General features: G+C 32.4%; 16 protein-coding genes. 10 read left to right on the top strand and 6 right to left on the bottom strand.

Features of this window, described 5'->3' with window-relative positions; all coding sequences use genetic code 11:
- Positions 1–168: 168 nt before the first annotated feature.
- A complete protein-coding gene (locus ACFPH8_RS08135; protein ID WP_376860025.1) occupies positions 169–1,329 on the bottom strand; it encodes a glycosyltransferase family 2 protein in 1,161 nt (386 codons plus the stop codon).
- Positions 1,313–1,984, bottom strand: a complete 672-nt coding sequence (locus ACFPH8_RS08140; protein WP_376860027.1) for a hypothetical protein — start codon at positions 1,982–1,984, stop codon at positions 1,313–1,315. The genes ACFPH8_RS08135 and ACFPH8_RS08140 overlap by 17 nt, the downstream gene beginning before the upstream one ends.
- Before the next feature lie 897 nt (positions 1,985–2,881).
- On the opposite strand from ACFPH8_RS08140, the gene ACFPH8_RS08145 reads away from it, so the two are divergent.
- The 6 genes from ACFPH8_RS08145 (at position 2,882) to ACFPH8_RS08170 (ending at position 9,406) form a co-directional block, all read left to right on the top strand.
- Positions 2,882–3,820 carry a glycosyltransferase gene (locus tag ACFPH8_RS08145; protein ID WP_376860029.1) on the top strand — a complete coding sequence of 313 codons (939 nt, stop codon included), beginning with the start codon at positions 2,882–2,884 and terminating at the stop codon, positions 3,818–3,820.
- Between the two features lie 37 nt (positions 3,821–3,857).
- Positions 3,858–5,165 carry a hypothetical protein gene (locus ACFPH8_RS08150; RefSeq protein ID WP_376860031.1) on the top strand — a complete coding sequence of 436 codons (1,308 nt, stop codon included), beginning with the start codon at positions 3,858–3,860 and terminating at the stop codon, positions 5,163–5,165.
- A complete protein-coding gene (locus tag ACFPH8_RS08155) occupies positions 5,162–6,160 on the top strand; it encodes a GNAT family N-acetyltransferase (RefSeq protein ID WP_376860033.1) in 999 nt (332 codons plus the stop codon). The genes ACFPH8_RS08150 and ACFPH8_RS08155 overlap by 4 nt, the downstream gene beginning before the upstream one ends.
- Entirely contained in the window at positions 6,157–7,257 is a 1,101-nt protein-coding gene (locus tag ACFPH8_RS08160) for a DegT/DnrJ/EryC1/StrS family aminotransferase (protein ID WP_376860035.1), read from the top strand. The genes ACFPH8_RS08155 and ACFPH8_RS08160 overlap by 4 nt, the downstream gene beginning before the upstream one ends.
- Positions 7,258–7,326: 69 nt before the next feature.
- Positions 7,327–8,571, top strand: a complete 1,245-nt coding sequence (locus ACFPH8_RS08165) for an O-antigen translocase (protein WP_371922357.1) — start codon at positions 7,327–7,329, stop codon at positions 8,569–8,571.
- 4 nt (positions 8,572–8,575) lie between these two features.
- Positions 8,576–9,406: a phytanoyl-CoA dioxygenase family protein gene (locus ACFPH8_RS08170; protein ID WP_376860037.1), complete on the top strand. Its 831-nt coding sequence runs from the start codon at positions 8,576–8,578 to the stop codon at positions 9,404–9,406.
- Here the strand turns inward: ACFPH8_RS08170 and ACFPH8_RS08175 are convergent.
- A complete protein-coding gene (locus ACFPH8_RS08175) occupies positions 9,369–10,538 on the bottom strand; it encodes a glycosyltransferase (RefSeq protein ID WP_376860039.1) in 1,170 nt (389 codons plus the stop codon). The genes ACFPH8_RS08170 and ACFPH8_RS08175 overlap by 38 nt on opposite strands.
- Positions 10,539–10,661: 123 nt before the next feature.
- Between ACFPH8_RS08175 and ACFPH8_RS08180 the strand changes: the two genes are divergently transcribed.
- Together ACFPH8_RS08180 and ACFPH8_RS08185 are read left to right on the top strand one after the other, a co-directional pair.
- Positions 10,662–11,753, top strand: a complete 1,092-nt coding sequence (locus tag ACFPH8_RS08180; protein ID WP_376860041.1) for a glycosyltransferase — start codon at positions 10,662–10,664, stop codon at positions 11,751–11,753.
- Positions 11,734–12,141 (top strand): sugar 3,4-ketoisomerase, encoded by a 408-nt coding sequence (locus tag ACFPH8_RS08185; RefSeq protein ID WP_376860043.1) that lies wholly within the window; start codon positions 11,734–11,736, stop codon positions 12,139–12,141. Before ACFPH8_RS08180 ends, ACFPH8_RS08185 begins: the two co-directional genes overlap by 20 nt.
- On the opposite strand, the gene ACFPH8_RS08190 is transcribed toward ACFPH8_RS08185, so the two are convergent.
- The 3 genes from ACFPH8_RS08190 to ACFPH8_RS08200 form a co-directional block, all read right to left on the bottom strand.
- Entirely contained in the window at positions 12,127–13,095 is a 969-nt protein-coding gene (locus tag ACFPH8_RS08190; protein WP_376860045.1) for a glycosyltransferase family 2 protein, read from the bottom strand. The genes ACFPH8_RS08185 and ACFPH8_RS08190 overlap by 15 nt on opposite strands.
- 45 nt (positions 13,096–13,140) lie before the next feature.
- Complete coding sequence (locus ACFPH8_RS08195) at positions 13,141–14,025, bottom strand: glycosyltransferase family 2 protein (RefSeq protein WP_376860047.1); 885 nt, start codon at positions 14,023–14,025, stop codon at positions 13,141–13,143.
- A 151-nt stretch (positions 14,026–14,176) separates the two neighbouring features.
- Positions 14,177–14,857 carry a cell division ATP-binding protein FtsE gene (locus ACFPH8_RS08200; RefSeq protein WP_376860049.1) on the bottom strand — a complete coding sequence of 227 codons (681 nt, stop codon included), beginning with the start codon at positions 14,855–14,857 and terminating at the stop codon, positions 14,177–14,179.
- Positions 14,858–15,104: 247 nt separating this feature from the next.
- Between ACFPH8_RS08200 and ACFPH8_RS08205 the strand changes: the two genes are divergently transcribed.
- Positions 15,105–18,137: a tetratricopeptide repeat protein gene (locus ACFPH8_RS08205; protein ID WP_376860051.1), complete on the top strand. Its 3,033-nt coding sequence runs from the start codon at positions 15,105–15,107 to the stop codon at positions 18,135–18,137.
- Positions 18,138–18,194: 57 nt separating this feature from the next.
- Positions 18,195–19,949: a porin family protein gene (locus ACFPH8_RS08210; protein ID WP_376860053.1), complete on the top strand. Its 1,755-nt coding sequence runs from the start codon at positions 18,195–18,197 to the stop codon at positions 19,947–19,949.
- The last annotated feature ends 120 nt before the right edge of the window (positions 19,950–20,069 follow it).

Raw genomic sequence — 20,069 nt, forward strand, 5'->3', positions numbered from 1 at the left:
AGTACTTAATTATACCCTCAAGAGGAATCCGTAAAACGATTCCTCTTTTTTGTTTTATAAGAATATAAAAAAAATAGGTAATTTAATTCAGGAATGTGTTGCAATCATTTTATCATGTCTTTATCAAACTCCGAGAATTGTTAACTGCAACTAGATTAAAAAATAGAATTAATTTGGATTATTTTTTAAACCTAGGATACTAAAAAATAAACTGAAAAATATAATCTGCATACCAAATAATATAGTGAATACTGCAGGTATTATTATCCGGAATGTATGAGATGGATTTAAGTTGCCAAAATGGGTGTCTTTCCAAATAGAAAATCCATAAAAGCTCAATGTAATTCCAATTATTAGAAATACGCCACCAGTTATCAGTCCTGTTTCTAGATTCAAATATTTAAATAGTTTGTTGTAGCGATTGCTTTTTGGTAGTAATCCATTTTCAACGGCGTATATTTTGGTAAGTGCATAAAAAACAAAAAATTGAAACCCAATAAGAATCATGCTAGATGAATACAAAAGGGTATGTATGTCCAGCATAATATGTTTTATAATTACTGGTTGAATTATTAATAATACGGACACGCAAAAACCTAAAACCATTAACGTAATTCCAGGGATTAAAAACAACCAAGTTGGGCTGTACAATAATAAAAAACGAAGATGACGCCAGCCATCTCGCCATGTATTCAAATGTGGTGGTCTTGTTCTACCATCCTGATGTAGTTTTGTAGGAACTTCCACCATTGAAAGATTATTGAGTTTGGATTTAACTATCATTTCTGAAGCAAATTCCATTCCAGTAGTTTTTAAATTCATCTTAAGGTATGCTTCTTTTGAAAACCCGCGTAAACCACAATGGAAGTCGCCTATTTCAATTCTAAAAAACAATCTACCCAAAAAGGAGAGAACAGGATTCCCCAAATATTTATGTAAAAATGGCATGGCACCTTTTTCAATTCCGCCTTTAAACCGATTTCCTATAACAAAATCTGAACCAGATCTTAAGGTTGTTAAAAATGGTAAAAGCGATTCAAAGTCATAACTATCATCTGCATCTGCCATTATAATGTATTTGCCAGATGCAGCCTTGATGCCACCACGAAGAGCACTTCCATAACCTTTTTCTAATATAGTTACTATTTGGGCATTAAGTAAATTAGCAATATTTTGTGAACCATCAGTACTACCATTATCAGCAATTATAATTTCACCACGCACATGATTTTTTATTAAAAAACTTTGTGCTTTTCTAATACAAATCTCTAAAGTTTCCGCCTCATTTAGGCAAGGCATTACAATAGATAATTCAATTTTCTCTGACATGATTTATATATTTAAAAATGGACACAAGGATTAAAAAAAACAATGAATAATTATAAAATAAATACCTCATGATAGAATGGCTGGCAAATGCAACAACTAATGCATTTGATAGAATTAAAGCAGATAGAAATAATACTATATAAACGTTTTTATTAGATACTTTAATTGCTTTAAAGGCACTAAAAAGCATCGCGAATAAAACAAATATAAATAGTATTGGTAGTTTAAAACCATAAATTAAATTACTGTAAAACAAACAAATCCATTCCTTAAAATTATTTTTCACTAATATGGGAAACATAGCTTTAGCAGCTTGCTCCGTATAATATCTGGCTTCGACAATCGTATTATTTTTGTTTAGAAAATACGCTGTACCTCGTTCATGTAGTGTTAAATTGCATATTTTTCCTAAATTTCTGTGAAAGTGCTTATAATCTTCAGCGTTACTCATTCGTTCTTCACTAGATAAAAGCCATTTATTTTTTGAGATAAAGGAATAACAATCATTAAATATGTGTTTATAATCCTCATTTTCTAAACTATTAACATCTTCAGCCTTGCTAATATATAATGCTGATGCAGCAGCATTTATGTAAGTGAATGGCGTGGAAATGAATAAGCCATCTTTTATTTTATGATATGATTTATCTACCAAAATTGAAATAAAAGGGATAATCAATAATAGTATAAACCTCGTTAAATGAAACCGATTAAATACGGTTCTTTTATATTTAAAAATATATAAAATGGCCAAAACAAATGGAAGTATTAAAAATTGTCCTCGGGTTAAAGCCAAAAAGATGCTGCAAATTATTATATAAATAAGGGACTTCTTGGTATTCAGTATTATGAAATCTAAAGAAAAAGATAAAAAGAATAAATATAAAGGATAGCTTAAACCTTCAGAACTAATATTGTTTGCCACTTGTAATGGTGAAAAAAAAGGAAAAAGTAAGAGTACTAAAAAAATCAGATGTAATACATAATTTAATTCTAGAATTTTACGAACCTTTGAGCTAATGGTGTAAACTGCAAAAAGACCTAATAGTGCTTGAATTAAAACAATAAAAAAATTAAAATAACCTTGAAAAACGATTTGAATAGACCTGGTAAAAATAGGATAACCAGGCGATCTATAGATGTTTGCATTTATGTAACTAGGTGTATCTGGGGAATAAATAGCATCATGGAAAATACAATAGAGGAAGACCAGCGCATAAAGAATAATTTCAATACCTTTCTTATAAGTTATGTTCCGTTTTTTCAACATGGATAGACTGAATACTAATTGAGTTGTGAAAGATAAACTAATAAAATTTTTAGAACGACCAAATGTTTTAAAATAATAAGTATTTTAGTGCTTGCATACGCGTAATGTCAATTTTACTGAAAGCCCAAACAAGTTGAAAATAACTTTAAGTACATAAAAGTTTTATACCTTTTTCCAAATGGGAACCTATTGGTAATTATAATGACAAAAATGCACAGAATGAAGTTGTTTTTAATAAGCTAACCAAATAGAGAAACTGTATTTTTAATTTTATAAAATTACATGAAAAAAATAGCCGTTCTTTTACCTTGTTTTAATGAAAGTTCAGGAATTGATATTCTTACTAATCAGCTTGTAACTGAATTAGAAAAACTTCCTTTTTTATTCGCACTGATTTATATTGATGATGGCTCACTTGATGATACTAAAGCACGAATTCAAAACCTAAAGATAGCGTCACCTACTATAAACACTGTGTTGCTAGCTTTGAAATTCAATATGGGACATCAAAAAGCTATTCAACAAGGACTCATTTACGCACATTCTAAAAATTTTGATAATGTAATAATCATGGATGCAGATGGTGAAGATGATCCTGCCGCTATACAAGAATTATTAAAACATACAGATAAGGATTTGGTACAGGTAATCCGCGGCAAGCGCAATGAAAACTGGCGCTTTAAATTCTTTTATCGCTTATATCAAAGCTTGTTTAAAGTAGTTATTGGTAAACGCTTAAACTTCGGTAATTTCTGTATGATGAGTCCGAAACTGGTCAACACGGCTACGGAAAATTCTTTTGTGCATTTAGCGGCTTTTCTCGATAATCAGAAATGCTATAAAACACAAGTGAAGTGGGATAGGAATCAACGAATTTCGGGCGAATCTAAAATGGGTTTCAAAAACTTATTTTATCATGCCGTCAATTCCTTCGTGGAAAATGCTCAAAGCTTGCTTTTTGTGTTTATAAAACTTTGTATGTTTTTAATTTTAGGTATCCTTATTTTAACAGGCTTTATTCTCTATAAAAAATATGTGATTGATGTTGCTGTTCCTGGTTGGAGTAGTACCTTGATGGCAACGCTTTTTAATTCCTTATTAATAAGTATAGGTGTTTTTGTTTTAGGGTCGCTTCAATTAAATATTTTGAGCAAGCAAACCGGACATAAGAAGGTTGCCTATTTTACAGAATCTCAAATAGTAGAAAATTGGAAAATTTGAAATCCCAACTATTAAATAATAAGGCTATTTTATAAATATGATAAAGGATACCAATATAATTTATATCAGTGCGTTTGGTTTACTGGTGCGTATGTTCATCTTTTTTGTGTTTTATACGCATGTTACTATCTATCCAGATAGCTCGGGCTATATTGATTTGGCCCAGCATATTTCTGCCTTAAGTTATTCGGGCTATGATGGTGCACGAACGCCAGGTTATGCATTAATTATAGCACTGTCCTTTGGAAATTTGTATGTTACTGTTTTTTATCAATTTCTATTTGGAATTTTAACAGCTATTTTGTGGTATTTATTATTACAGAATTTAAGGTTTTCAAAAAAACAAAGTCTTTATATCACGCTGTTTTTACAAACGTTTATTCATATTTACTTTTTTGAAACGGCCATTTTAATGGAAACCTTTGTCCTGTTATTAATCACGCTGGCTTTTTACTTAATTACCCTAAACAAGCAAACGTTTGCTATGCATGTGATATTGGGTTTACTATTTGGTTATTTGGTGCTTACCAAGCCATTTTATCTATATATTCCTTTTCTATTATATGGTTTTTGGTTTTTACAGGAGCCTAAAAATTTTAAATTATTAGCCTCGCGATTTATCATTTTAGTATTTCCTGTATTAGCGTATCTAGGATGGTCTTCGGTTGTAGAAAAACATCACGGTTATTTTTCTTCTACCACCTTAATGGGTGTTTATATCTCCCAGAATTGTGTGCGTTTTGCCGAAAAATCTCCCGATGAATTCAAATGGCTTTCAGAGCCTTATGTAGCCTATAGAGACCAAGCCATTCTAGAAAATAAAGACATTGCCATGTCCATTTGGTATGCTTATGATGATGGCGCCTATGATAAGTACCATATGGAGTTTTCCGAATTATCCAAAGCGCTAACAGAATATGCTAAAGTTACCATTGCCAACAATCCCATGGAATACTTGCATCAAGTGGTTTTTTATTCTTGGCGCGATTTCTGGAACCCTACGCTTTATTGGAATTATAACGATTTCAATTTTAAATACGCCAACAAACTATTTCGAGGTATTTGGTATATTCAGGAACCTATTATATATCTATTCCGAATTGTTTTTTTACTCTTAGTGCCAGTATTAATTATAAAAGCCATTAAAAATAGAACAATAGATATCGGTTTTATAATAATGTCTGTTATATTTATAGCGTCCATACTTCAAGCACTATTAACTTATGGTACCAATAATAGATTCAGTTTTCCTTTTGAATTTTTAATTATTATTAGTGTGTTGTTGTATTTTAAAGAAAGAGATTGGTGGTTCTTGAAACCGCTTATAAATAAATTTAAATTTTGACCGATAGCCATTTAAATAATTCTACATATGCTGTTCAGTTTTACGAACCGTCTTTTTATTCTCAATGGAATAAATTGGTTTATAATTCTAAAAATGGTACGTTTTTATTCCATCGGGATTTTATAGACTATCATCAAGATCGTTTTCAGGATGCGTCTGTAATTATATTTAAAAATGATAAACCTATTGCCGTTTTTCCAGCTAATAAAGTAGAAAAAACAATTTTTAGTCATCAAGGGTTAACCTATGGAGGTTTGGTATATAGTGCCAAATTAAAATTTCATGCGGTTTTAGAAATTTTTAAAAGTCTTCTTCTGTTTTTCGAATCTGAAGGGTTTAATACATTGCAGATTAAACAATTGCCTGCTATTTATTCAAGTATTCCAAACGATGAAAGTAACTACCTCATGTTTTTAATGGAAGCCAAATTAATCAGGCGTGATATGCTTTCAGTTGTGAAACTTTCTGAAGAAGTAGCATTTTCAAAAGACCGAAAGGATGGCGTAAAACGTGGCGTTAAAAATCAATTAGTCGTTAAAAATGACAATCTTTTTGATGATTTTTGGAATACCATTCTTATACCGAATTTGGAAGATAAGCATGACGCGAAACCAGTTCATTCATTAAACGAAATTAAATTATTACAAGAGCGTTTTCCTAATAATATTAAGCAATTCAACGTTTATAGAAATAATGAATTGGTTGCTGGAACCACGATTTTTATAACAGATCAGGTAGCACATTCGCAATATATTTCGGGGAATGCGGATAAAAATCAATTAGGGAGTTTGGATTTTTTACATGACTTTCTTTTGAAAACTGCCTTTAAAAATAAACCATTTTTCGACTTTGGTATTTCTAACGAAAATCAAGGTAAACAGGTGAATTCTGGATTACTCTATTGGAAAGAAGGATTTGGAGCTCGTAGTATGACACAAGATTTTTATTCGGTACCCGTGTGTAATCATGTAAAACTAAATAACGTGATGCTATGATAAAATTTCTAGATCTTTCAGCAATAAATGCACGTTATGAAGCAGCATTTCAAGAAAAATTTCAGCAATTTTTAAAAAATGGCAGCTACATTCTTGGTCCTGAAGTTGATGCTTTTGAAACGCGTTTTTCGCAATATTGTGGTACTAAATATACCATAGGTATCAGTAATGGATTGGATGCTTTAATTTTAATTTTTAAAGCCTACATGGCATTAGGCAAATTAAAACCTGGTGATGAAGTTATCGTACCTGCAAATACGTTTATAGCAAGTGTTTTAGCCATTATCCATGCCGACTTAAAGCCTGTTTTTGTTGAGCCAGATCCAGAAACTTACAACATTGATGTTTCTAAAATTGAAACACACATTTCATCAAAAACAAGAGCTATTTTGGTCGTGCATTTATATGGTCAATTGGCCAATATGGACGGCATAAATAATCTAGCTAAAAATCATAATTTACTGGTTGTGGAAGATGCTGCTCAAGCGCAAGGAGCAAAATATTCCAACGGAAAAAGAGCAGGAAATTTGGCAGATGCAGCTGCGTTTAGCTTTTATCCAGGAAAAAATTTGGGTGCATTAGGTGATGCTGGCGCAGTAACAACAAACAATAAGGCATTAGCAAAGGCTATTTCTGAATTGCGAAATTATGGCTCTGAAAAAAAATATGTAAATACACGTGTTGGTTACAATAAACGTTTAGATGCCCTACAAGCTGCTTTTTTAAATATTAAATTACCAGATTTAGATGCTGATAATAACGAAAGACGCCGAGTAGCAAATCAGTATTTAAAAGGAATTAAAAACTCTAAAATTAAACTGCCATTCTATGACGGTTCTGAAAATCATGTATTTCATGTGTTTGTGGTTCAGGTAGAGGATAGAGCTTTGTTTGTAAACTATTTGCAGTCACATAATGTGGAAACCCTAATCCATTACCCAATTCCACCGCATAAACAAACGGCATTACACAACTATGCGCATTTAAAATTACCCATTACAGAAACTATACATAACAATGTGGTTAGTATTCCCATGAGCCCAATTCTGTCAGATTCTGATGTGATAAAAATTATTAACATCCTAAACACCTACTAATTGAAACGTTTATTAAACTATATTAATAGTAATGTCTTGTTTAAGGTTGCCTCTTTAAACTCGGTTTCAATGTTAGTTAAAATCATTTCTGGGTTTTTAACCTCCAAAGTGATTGCTTTATTTGTTGGATTAGAAGGAATGGCTTTAATTGGGAACTTGCGTAATTTTTTAAGCTCGGTTCAAGCGGTTTCTACATTGGGTTTGTATAATGGCGTGGTAAAATATGTTGCCGAATTCAAAGAGAATACTTTGGAGCTTAGTAAAACAATTTCCACCGTTTTCTATTCCGGTTTTATTGCGACCATAATCGTATCTTTTTTCTGTTACTATAATGCGGAATCTATTAATGATTCTGTCTTTGCCTATTATAATGACTATGCTTATGTAATCCGGATTATGGCCATTGCTTTGCCATTTTATGCCTTAAACATGTTCATTTTTGGAATCCTGAATGGCTTTTCAAAATATAAAATACTGATTGTTATTAATATTATTGGACAGATTTTTGGGCTTTCCATAACCATTCTATTAATATATAAAGAGCGCTTGGATGGTGCTTTGATTTCGGTTGTTATCTCTGAATCCTTGTTATTCTTTATTACCTTGGTTGGTATTGCTAACAGGCGTAGTTTGGCAGGATTAATTCAGGTGAAACATATTAGTTTAGATTATGTAAAAAAATTGAGTTCTTATTCTGTGATGGCTATTTTTTCTGCCTTTTTACTGCCAATTGTAGCCATTGCCATTCGGAATTATATAACAGATACGGTTGGATTAAGAGAAGCCGGTATGTGGGAATCTATGAACCGAATTTCTCGATATTACTTAATGTTCGTATCCTCTTTATTGACCCTTTATATTTTACCAAGATTTTCTGAAATTGATAATAAAAAAGAATTTAGAGCCGAAGTTTTCAATTTCTATAAAACTATTATTCCCATTTTTGCTGGCGGATTATTAGTGATTTATTTATTGCGCCATATTATAGTTTTGGTATTGTTTACTGAAGAGTTCAAACCCGTAGCCGATTTATTCTTGTGGCAATTATTAGGCGATTTCGTAAAAGTACTTTCCATTGTAATTGCGTATCAGTTTTTAGCAAAAAAAATGTTCTGGCATTATATTATAACCGAAGCTTTTTCAGTGGCCATTTTATATTTTATGAGTATTTACTTTATTGATATTTATGGTGTAAAAGGTGCTAATATTGCACACTTTGCATCCTATGTTTTATATTACGGATTGATATTGCTTATTTTTAGTTCATCATTGTTTGGTGTGATTTCTGAAGATGAAAATGAATTAGATTCTTAAACCTATGAATACAAAAACCTGTCATATATATATTGATGATAAACCTTATGAGTTTAATGTAAAGGGTGCGTTTTTTTGGGGAAAAGAAGAATTGCTTTATAATAAAACAAATAGTGTTTTATCAAAAATGCCTTGGGAGCATGAAGGGTATAAAGTTGTTGGTGCTTTTATAAATGATGAATTTTCAAGATTGAAAGAATCTCTAACTCAAAACATAATTAAGGCTATAAAAGCAAATAATATTTCGTTGGATGAAAACACCTTTACACTAGCTAAATACCATGAAATAGTAAACACAGATGAATTACACAACCAAGTAATTAACATCACTAGAAATTTAGAAAACGAAGATTTCGACTTTAATATTGATGCGCTAGCAGAACGTTTTGGAGCAATTTTAGGTTATAAATTAACATCATGGGTTGAAGAACTCCAAAAATCGCATATCCAAATCAGGATAAGCAGACCGAATTCTTTAGATATAAATCCACCGCACAGAGATGGTTATTTAAGCTATTGGGAAGATATTATAAATGTCTGGATTCCAATTGAAGGCTGTAATGAAAACCCATCCCTACCTGTTTTTCCAGGCAGCCATTTAATTCCAGAGAATAACATTTTAAGAACCGCGAGTAAAGGTGCCGAAATTAATGGTAATATATATTATGTGCCATGTATATTGGAAACCAAAACCGGAACTATTAAAATGACAAGACCAAACCCAAAACCGGGAGACGCTTTAATTTTTACGCCTTTTTTAATTCATGGTGCAGCCGTAAATAATAATAAGGATATAACTAGAGTATCTTTGGAGTTGCGTTTTCCGAGAGTTTAGATTCCCACGTTTCTAAATACAGTTTTGCAACATCAACATAATGATGTTCTTTTTCAATAAAAGCTCTAGCGTTTTTGGAGATTTCTGAAATTTTTTCAGGATGTAATATCAACCATTCTAATTTTCTAGCAATTTTTTCAGCATCAGGTTCCGCATTAATGGCAATCGTATCCTCTTCAATATTGTAGTAATCTAACCACTCTTGTTCTGCACCTGTAAAAACGACCTTGCCTTTTGCCATAGCTTCCAAAGCATTAAAACCTTGATCATAGGCAAAAACTTGATCTAGCAAAATATGCGCTTGATTAAATGCTTTTATATATTCAGCATAAGGCAAACTTTTTACAGTAATAATTTCAATTTTATCGGCATGGTTTTTCTTTAAAATGTCCAAAGCAGCTTCAAAAATATCATTGCCTTTTTTGTAATAATTCTTTTGATTGATACCATGAAAAATGACAATTTTATCGGTTACTTTTAAATTGATATAATCTAATTTTTCTAAATTTATAGGGTTAGGCATCATGCCCAAATATTTTTTATTTCCTATTAAAGGAATGTGGTAATCCAAATCGCTAGCCAGTACACCTTTAATGTTTTTAAACATATAATCGTGTAATTTTTTATAAGATTTCCTTTGCCATTTTAGTATATGCCAATAGTTTGCTTTGGGTACCTTTTCTTGCTCAAATGGCGTAAAAATGGAATATTTAAATTTTTTATCAAAAGCATACTTAACGCTTATGTAATCTGTACCACAAGACAATAAAAAGACATTTTTATTGTGTCTAAAAATAAAATCTAAAAGTAATTTTTCAGTTTTAGGTAGAGTGTTAAATGGGTTTTCATTTATCAGTTGAACGATGTCATAACCTTTCAGATGGTTTTTATGATTCTCAAACTGCCTTTTTATAAATACAGAATTCAAATCGATTGCCGTAAGTTTATAAATTACCTTTTTGATCAAAAATGGAATGCCAGAGTTAAACGAGTTTTCAAAACGAATATCCACTGGGTAATTCTTGAAATAATCACCAAAACCAGCTATCGTAACCGTCATTCCTAAAGCTTCTAAACCTTCTTTTAAAGAATTGTGGAGCCTGCTATATTCACCGATTAATAAAATTTTCATCAATATACTATTAGTCTTTTCAAAAATAGAGCTAGGTTAACTAAAATTTAGTTGGCACCAATTCGTTTACTATATTTGATTTTTAAATCTAAATTCTTGCAAAGTAACAATAAAAAGATTTGTTTGGTAGTATCTTCCCTTGGAAAAGGTGGTGCGGAACATGCGGCAGCTTTGCAGTCTCACTTGCTATATAGGCTAGGTTATGATGTGCATATTGTTACCATTTTTCCAGATGTATTCTATACCTATTCAGGAACCTTATTTAATTTAGGGCTTTACAAATCTGATAAGCAATCATCCTTTAACCGGATTTCTAGGCTTTTTAAGTTTAGAAAGTTTTTAAAAACACAGAATTTTGATGTTATTATAGATCATCGTTCGCGTGTACAATCGTATCGGGAATTTATTATTTCCAAATTCATTTATAAAGCACCAACGGTGTATGTTATTCATTCGTTTGAAACCAATATCATGTTTCCAAAGCAGGATTGGTTAAGTAGCTATTTGTATAAGCATGAAGTTATGATTGGTGTTTCTGAAGCCATTGCAACTCATTTTAAAAAGAAATATAACTTAAAACATATTGAATGTATTCATAATGCATTTGACTTTCAGAACATTGATAAACGAGCGTCAGAGCCAAATAATGATCCGTTTTTAGAAACCGACTATATTTTATTTTATGGCCGATTAGATGATGATTCTAAAAATCTGAAGTTGCTTATTGAAGCTTACAAGAAATCGGCATTAGCACGGCAAAACTATAAACTTTTAATTTTAGGAAGCGGTTCAGATAAAGCCATGTTAACGGGTTTTGTAAAAACGCTTAAATTAGAGAAAGATGTCGTGTTTAAACCGCAAACCGACAACCCTTATATATATGCTAAACATGCAAAGTTTACGGTTTTAAGCAGTCGTTATGAAGGGTTTCCGTTGGTATTACCGGAATCCTTATATTTAGAAACACCAGTTATTTCTGTAGATTGCCAATCTGGTCCTAATGAAATTATTCAGAACAAACACAATGGCTTGCTCGTAGAAAATTATAATGCGAATGCTCTGGCAGAAGCCATGAATAGTTTTATATTTGATGAGACACTCTACCAGCAATGCAAATCCAATGCTAAAAGGAGTGTTGAAAAGTTTTCTTTAGAAAATATTTGTGAAGATTGGAAAAAATTAATTGAAAATTTAGATGAAAACAACTATAAATAACGTTTCAATTGTTGAAGTTCCAACGGTTAGTGATACACGTGGAAAACTTGCCGTAATTGAAAAAGACTGTATTCCATTTAATATAAAAAGAGTCTATTATTTATATGATGTACCAAGCGATTCGTATCGTGGTGGTCATGCACATAAAAAACTATATCAAATGCTTGTTGCCTTAAGTGGTAGTTTTGAAGTACACCTAAAAGATGGTGAAAATGAACGGAAAATCACCTTAAATAAACCAGATAAAGGCTTGTTAATAGTTCCGGGAATTTGGCGTGAAATTGATAATTTTTCTTCAGGATCGGTCTGCTTGGTTTTAGCTTCAGAAGATTATGATGAAAGCGATTATATTCGCGATTATGAAGCGTTTGAACTATTTAAAAGGTGATAAATTAATTCGCCATTTTCTTAAATTTTTTTGAAGATACTTTAAAACTATTAAGGTTTGTTGATTCTTCTTTATTAACATACGTTGTTTGCTATTCAAGCTATTGGGGTCAATCTTCTGGAAGTAGGATTCAGCCAAAACATGCTGCCCATTTAAACGGTATTTAATTCCAATTGAAAATCTATTTATATCTAAATACGTTTTTAAAGAAGGGTGGTTTTTGGCAAAACTGTCATACTTATCTAAATCTATAAAGGTGCGTAAATCTGTTTTTGTATTAGAAATTCTATTTTCTGCATGAAGATTATGTATGGCTGTTACGTCATTATTAAAGGCTACAGGATACTTCAAGGCAATGCGGATCCATAAATCTGTGTCTTCACCAGCGCCAAATGTAATGCCTTCATCAAAACCCTTTAATTCGAGCAACACACTTTTAGGAACCATGCTGGCAGAAGTCCATGCTATAGCATTGGTTATACTCGATTCAAAATAATCGGGTATAATTCCGTACCAATTTACGTCATTTGGAACCTTATTAAAAGACGCTGGGTACACATGAGATTTTATTTTTTTAGCATAACCTGTGCAATATAAACCACAGTCTGGAAACGCATCTAATAAGTTTTTTAAGTTTTCTAAATGGTTTGGAAGCCATGAATCATCGGCGTCTAAAAATACCATATAATCAGTTCTTGCTTTAGAAACACCAAAATTCCTAGCAGCTGATACACCTTGGTTTTTTGTGGTGAAAATAGAGATTTTGTCGTTTTTAATATTTTGAACAACGTCTAAACTGGCATCTGTTGACCCGTCATTAATCACAATAATTTCAAAATTTTGAAAACGCTGATTTAAAACCTGATCAATGGTGCTTTTTACAAAATTAGCCTTGTTATAAAGCGGAATTATAATTGAAAAAAGTGGGTTTGAAGAAGTTGTTAAATTATTCAAATTGGTTTTAGAATTGAAAGATTAATGGTTCAAGAGGCTGAAAGTCTATTTAAGTCTACAAAAATACCCCAACCTATATAAGTCAAATAAAAACAAACTTGGGTTTTTACTGTTGACCAAATTTGACGTTACAGGTTTATCTAAATATAACATAAATTGACCAAAACAGTTATGAAGTCTTATTTTTTTTAAGATTCTATAATATTTTAGAAGATTAATTTGATTATTCAAAATAATCATATCGTTGTTTCTAGAATGTAACGTTTGAAGCCCTCGTTTTGTTTTAGCTAAAAAGTTATGATTTTCATCAATACCTAAATGATAAACCTCGTTGTCAATGTGTTTTACAGGAATTAATTGTGTTTTCAATGTCATTCCAAAAATGTAATCCATACCATAAGCGTGATTTAAATTTAACGCGTTAATATCCAAAAACATGTTTTTTTTGGTTAGGAAATTTGCAGAACACACCACGCGATATGGTAATTTATTTCGATTTTGAGCACTTACAACTTCACGTTTACTGCCAAATTTAAAACGGAGTGAGTTTTCTAATTGGTAATCTTTTTCATTATAGGCAATACCACCAAAAATAATGGGATTTGAGTCACTAATCAAATCCATATATTTTTTTAAAAAATCATCATTTTTCGGCATAACATCAGCATCTAAAAACAAAAGCCAATCGTTATTGGCTTGTTTGGCTAGCAGTTGCCGGGTAAGGGTTCTACCGTTGTTTTTTTTACTTATTAAAAAAGTAGCGTTGGGTAAGTTGTTAATCCGTTCATTGGCTGTGTTTAAATCCGAACCAGAACCATCGTCCATACAAATTAATTCGCATGGAATGCCTAAACGACTTGCGTCTTCCATTAGCTTATTGGCTAGCGGATATACATTATAATTATATGTTGGAATTAAAATAGAAAGCATTTGGGCATTTTAGTCAAGGGGTCAAATCTACATAATTAATTGCGGTTACACCGTTTTACAGTAAGTGGAAATGCGACTTTATTTTTGTATAAAACATGATAAAAGGATAGAGGGCATTTATAACTACTAAAATTTTAGAATCTGAAAACAATTATGCCTTACGTTGTACTACTTCATAAATTTGATTGTCATCACATTTTAAAGTTTTACTTGGGTACTTTAAAAGTAGCGCGTAATCATGAGTTGCCATTAAAATGGTGTTGCCGTTTTTATTAATATCGCGTAACACTTCCATAACTTCCACACTAGTTTGGGGATCTAAATTTCCAGTAGGCTCATCGGCTAAAATAAGTTCTGGATCATTTAATAGAGCGCGTGCTATAGCTACTCGTTGCTGTTCACCTCCAGATAGTTCATGCGGGAATTTGAAGCCTTTGGTTTTCATATCAACCTTATTTAAAACGTCTTCCACACGTGTATTCATGTCTTTTTTGTCCTTCCAGCCAGTTGCTTTTAAAACAAATAATAAGTTTTCATTAATGGTTCTATCCGTTAATAGTTTAAAGTCTTGAAACACGACACCTAATTTTCGGCGTAAAAACGGAATATCCTTCTCTTTTAAATGGCGTAAATCAAAATCAACAATGCTGCCTTCGCCCTTGGTAAGTTGTAAATCGCCATAAAGCGTTTTCATAAAACTACTTTTTCCCGATCCGGTTTTCCCAATTAAATAAACAAAATCACCTTTGTTAATTTCAACATTAACATCAGATAAAACCAAACTGTCGCCTTGAAATATAGAGGCATCCTTAAGATAAAGTACGTGCTGCATGAATTTTTAAACTAATTATTATTACGTTTTATAACGCTTGACAAAGTAAGCAATTAATGACAAAAAGGGAAAGCAGAAATCATAAATTGTTACGCAAGTTTTTTGTTTTAGCCATCAGAAATAAATTAAACATGTTTTGTGTGCAACAATTATCATTTTTATAAGTCTGTTTATAATTATAACATAATTCTAACGTTATAAAATACAGATTAAATTATCTTTGATTTTTAAATTTAAAAATGGTTTCATGTTGAAAAAAACGGTTCTTTCACTTATATTTTTACTGGGAATTTTATTAAGCAGTCACGCTCAACAATCAGAAGCGTATACCAATCATTTGGTTGATTATCAAAAAGCCCTGACTTTATATAATAATAGTCAATATCAAGCCGCACAATCACTTTTTAAAGCGTTGAAAAAAACGGCTGATAACGATGAAATTATAGCGGATTGCGATTATTACGTGGCTAATTGTGCCGTTCGTTTAAATCAACAAAATGCGGATAAACTTATTGAGGATTTTGTTGAAAATCATCCAACAAGTACCAAACGAAATTCGGCTTTTTTAGATGTAGCCGACTATTATTTTACAAACGGAAAATATGCGCATGCTAAAAAATGGTATGATCGTGTGGAAGAAAGTAGTTTATCCCGAAATGAGCGCGATAAATTTAGTTTCAATAATGGATACGTGGCGTTTGCAACCAAAGACTATAAAACAGCTAGAAACTACTTATCGCGTATTGAAAATTCTGCCGAATATGGCTCTCAAGCTAAATACTACATTGGTTTTATGGCTTATGAAAGCGATGATTATCAAGAAGCCAACACTTATTTTGACCAAGTAAGCGATCAAGAAAAATACAAAGAAAAGCTATCTTATTATCAAGCGGATTTAAACTTTAAATTAGGAAATTTTGACGAAGCTATAAAACTCGCCAAAGCGCAATTGCCAAAAAGTAATCGGGTTGAAATTTCGGAGCTAAACAAAATTATAGGCGAAAGTTATTTCAACCAACAAAAATATGCGGAAGCTATTCCGTATTTAACCGAATATCAAGGTAAAAATGGCAAATGGAATAATACCGATTATTATCAATTAGGTTATGCGCATTACAAACAAGGCGATTTTGAAAAAGCCATTTCAGAATTCAATAAAATTATTGATGGCAATAATAGTGTGGCGCAAAATGCCTATTACCATTTAGGTGAAAGCTATATTAAGTTGAATAAAAAGCAGGAGGCTTTAAATGCGTTTCGAAATGCATCTCAAATGGATTTCGATTTAAAGATTCAAGAAGATGCTTGGTTGAACTATGCTAAAATTAGTTACGAAATTGGCAATCCGTATCAATCCGTTCCGCAGGTGTTGACAACCTATTTGGAAACCTATCCAAATTCAACCTATAAAGAGGAAATTGAATTGCTTTTAATTGATTCTTATATCACCTCCAAAAATTATCAAGAAGCTTTAAAGTTATTAGAAGGGAAACGCAGTTTTGCCAGTAAGGAAGCCTATCAGAAAGTGACTTTTTATCGTGGATTGGAATTGTACAATGAAGGGAATTATCAAGAAGCAAAAGCACTTTTTAATAAATCTATTAAAGAAGCTATCAACGAAACATACACCACGCGTGCGACCTTTTGGAAAGCAGAAACCGACTATAATTTAACGAATTACGATGATGCTTTAATTGGTTTCAAACAATTTCAACAATCCAATACGGCAACAACAACGCCCGAATATAAAAATAGTGATTATAACATAGCTTATACCTATTTCAAGCAAAAGAACTACACAAAATCCAGCGAGTTTTTTAATAAGTTTCTCCAAGGAACTGATTTAGATCCCGTGCGTTTAAACGATACGTATTTACGTTTGGGTGATGCGCATTTTGTGTCTAGTAATTATAGTGCTGCTATTGCTGCCTATGATAAAGCTGTAAAAATGAATAAGGTGGATGCCGATTATGCCTTTTTCCAAAAAACATTAAGTGAAGGTTATGAAGGTGAATCTTCCCAGAAAATAAGTGGTTTAGAAGAATTTATTCAGAAATATCCAAACTCTACGCTTCGGGATGATGCCATGTACGAGCTTGGTAATTCCTATATCAAAGCTAATCAAACGGTGGAAGCCATGAAAATGTACGATCGTTTGGCTCGTGAAAATCCGAGAAGTACCTTCGTGCCTAAAGCCTTATTGCGTCAAGGTTTAGTACATTATAATGCCAGTAGAAATAACGAAGCACTCGATAAATTTAAAACTGTAGCAACCAATTATCCAAATACAGCTGAAGCCAATCAAGCGGTTTCAACCGTCAGATTAATTTATATTGATTTAGGTCGCGTCAACGAATATGCAGCTTGGGTACAAACGCTAGATTATGTATCTGTTTCTGATGCCGATTTAGATAATGCCACGTACGAGTCTGCCGAAAAGAAATATTTAGATAACAAAACGGACGATGCCATTAAGCAATTTAATGGGTATTTAAATCAGTTTCCAAAGGGACTTCATAATTTGAAAGCGCATTTTTATGTTGCACAGTTATACTTTAAAACCGATTTAAAAGAAAATGCGGCGCCACATTACCAAGCGGTTATTAGTGCAACGCCAAGTGAGTTTTCAGAGGAAGCTTTATCTAGATTATCACAAATTCATTTAGATTCTAAAAATTGGTCAGCTGCCATTCCTGTGCTGAAGCGTTTGGAAACCGAAGCCCGTTTTCCACAGAATGTCGTGTATGCGCAATCCAATTTAATGAAAGCCAATTATCAATTAAATAAATATAATGACGCCGTTGGGTATGCTGAAAAGGTGTTGCAGCAATCAAAAATTGATAATAGAATTACCAGTGATGCTTATGTTATTATTGCACGTTCTGCCATGAAAACGAACGATGAAACACGTGCTAAAACGGCTTATGCCGAAGTAGAAAAAACAGCATCTGGAGAAACAGCCGCGGAAGCATTTTATTTCAAAGCGTATTTTGAAAATAAAGCGGGAAATCATGAAGCGTCTAATGTTACGGTTCAAAAATTAGCCAAGGATTATTCAGGTTATAAAAAGTTCAGTGCCAAAGGTTTGGTGCTTATGGCTAAAAATTATTATGCCTTAAATGATGCCTTTCAAGCCACCTATATTTTAGAAAGCGTTATTGAAAATTTCAAAGACTATGACGATGTGGTTACGGAAGCTCAAAAAGAATTAACCAAAATTAAATCAGAGCAAGCCAAAACAAACGCATCCGTACAAGAACAAGATCCAGCAGGAAACTAATTGGATATAATTATTATGACAACACAGCAGCAATTTCAGCAATCAAAAAATAAATCTATGCGCAAGCACATTCATATAGTATTTACGAGTTTATTTCTTATTATATCGGTTTTTTCGTGGGCACAAGAACGCGATAAAGATACGTTGGACACCAACGTTATTAATGTGGTAAAACCATATACGCCTTCCATTTCAGATGCGTTTAAGGTAAAAGAAACACCATCATTAGATGATGATGTTACAGCAACTAAAAAAGATATAGACTATAATATTTTTTCAATTCCAGTCGCGTCTACATTTACGCCTGCAAAAGGGAAAGCGGCCGTTTTAGATAAACAAAAGGCACCTAAATTGTATGATAATTATGCGTCTTTAGGTTTTGGTAGTTATACGAGTATTTTGGGTGAAGTTTATTTAAACCATGCTATTAGTAGAACAGAAAATGTAGGTGGTTACTTTAGTCATCACTCATCGCAAGGTGGCCTGGATGAGGTGTTGTTAGATGATAATTTTTATAATACCAAAATGCAAGCAACATACGGTCAAAACAATCGCGATATGTCTTGGAATGTCAACCTTGGCGGTGTACACCAAATATATAATTGGTATGGCATGGATCAACCGCGTTTTACCGAAGCAGATGCGCAAGGAATAGACGCTGGACATACATTTTATGGTGTTCATGTGGGTGGTGATATAGCTTTTGAAGACACCTATATTGATAAAGGAACCGTGCTTTTTAGACATTTTGGAGACGATAATGGATCAGGAGAAAATCATTTCAATGCGAAAATAAGTTCCGATATTGAAATTAGTAATTTCGAAATAAATACGGCCTTAACTATCGATTATCTTGGTGGTAGTTTCGAGAGAAACTACATAACGAATGACGAACTGAAATATGGAAATTTCAACATTGGTTTAGCACCAACCTATCAATTAATTCAAGAGGATTTAACATTAGATCTAGGTGTAACCTTGGTGTATTTAAATGATACGCAAGCTGGAGATATCAAATTCTATATTTACCCAAATATTTCTGCTTCCTATCGTGTGGTAGATGAATTGGTTATTGCTTATGGTGGTATTAAAGGTGGCTTAATTCAGAATACCTATTACAGCTTTGCACAAGATAACCCATTTGTTTCGCCAACTTTAAGTATTATTCCAACAGATCAGCAATATCATGCTTTTGTTGGACTTAAAGGAAAAATATCCAATAATATGGGGTATAATCTTAAAGGTGTTTACATAGCTGAAAATGATAAAGCCTTATTCCGAAACAATTTAATTCCTTTTGGTTTCGATTTAAATGAAACCTATCAATACGGGAATTCGTTTGGCGTTGTTTATGATAATGTATCAACCTTTTCATTTGGTGGCGAATTGAATGTGGATGTGAATCGTAATTTCACATTAGGTCTGGCAGCCGATTATTTTATTTATGATACTAAATATGAAACGGAAGCTTGGAATCTCCCTAATATCAAAGCCTCGTTGTTTGTGGATTATCAAATTAGCGATAAATGGTTTGCAGGCGCCAGTCTGTTTTATGAAGGTGAGCGTGAGGCATTATCAGGTTTTCAAACCATTGATAATCCGTTATTTCCTTCATTGTTAAACCCAACACAACAAGTAACATTAGATGGCTTTTTTGATGCCAATGCACATGTTGGTTACCATATTAACGACCGATTATCGGTTTATGCCAAAGCAAATAATATGGCTAGCCAGAATTATGAACGTTGGTTAAATTATCCAGTACAAGGCTTTCAGGCTTTAGCTGGTGCGACTTATAAATTCGACTTCTAAAAGATAAAGATAGAATGTCATTGCGAGGCGGTAACGACGTGGCAATCTCATTAATTACATCTAAATTTTTATAAAAGCGTTCAAATTTGAACGCTTTTACTATTTTTACAAAACGTTCAT

It is taken from the genome of Bizionia hallyeonensis (assembly GCF_042657385.1).
Lineage (GTDB): Bacteria > Bacteroidota > Bacteroidia > Flavobacteriales > Flavobacteriaceae > Algorimicrobium > Algorimicrobium hallyeonense.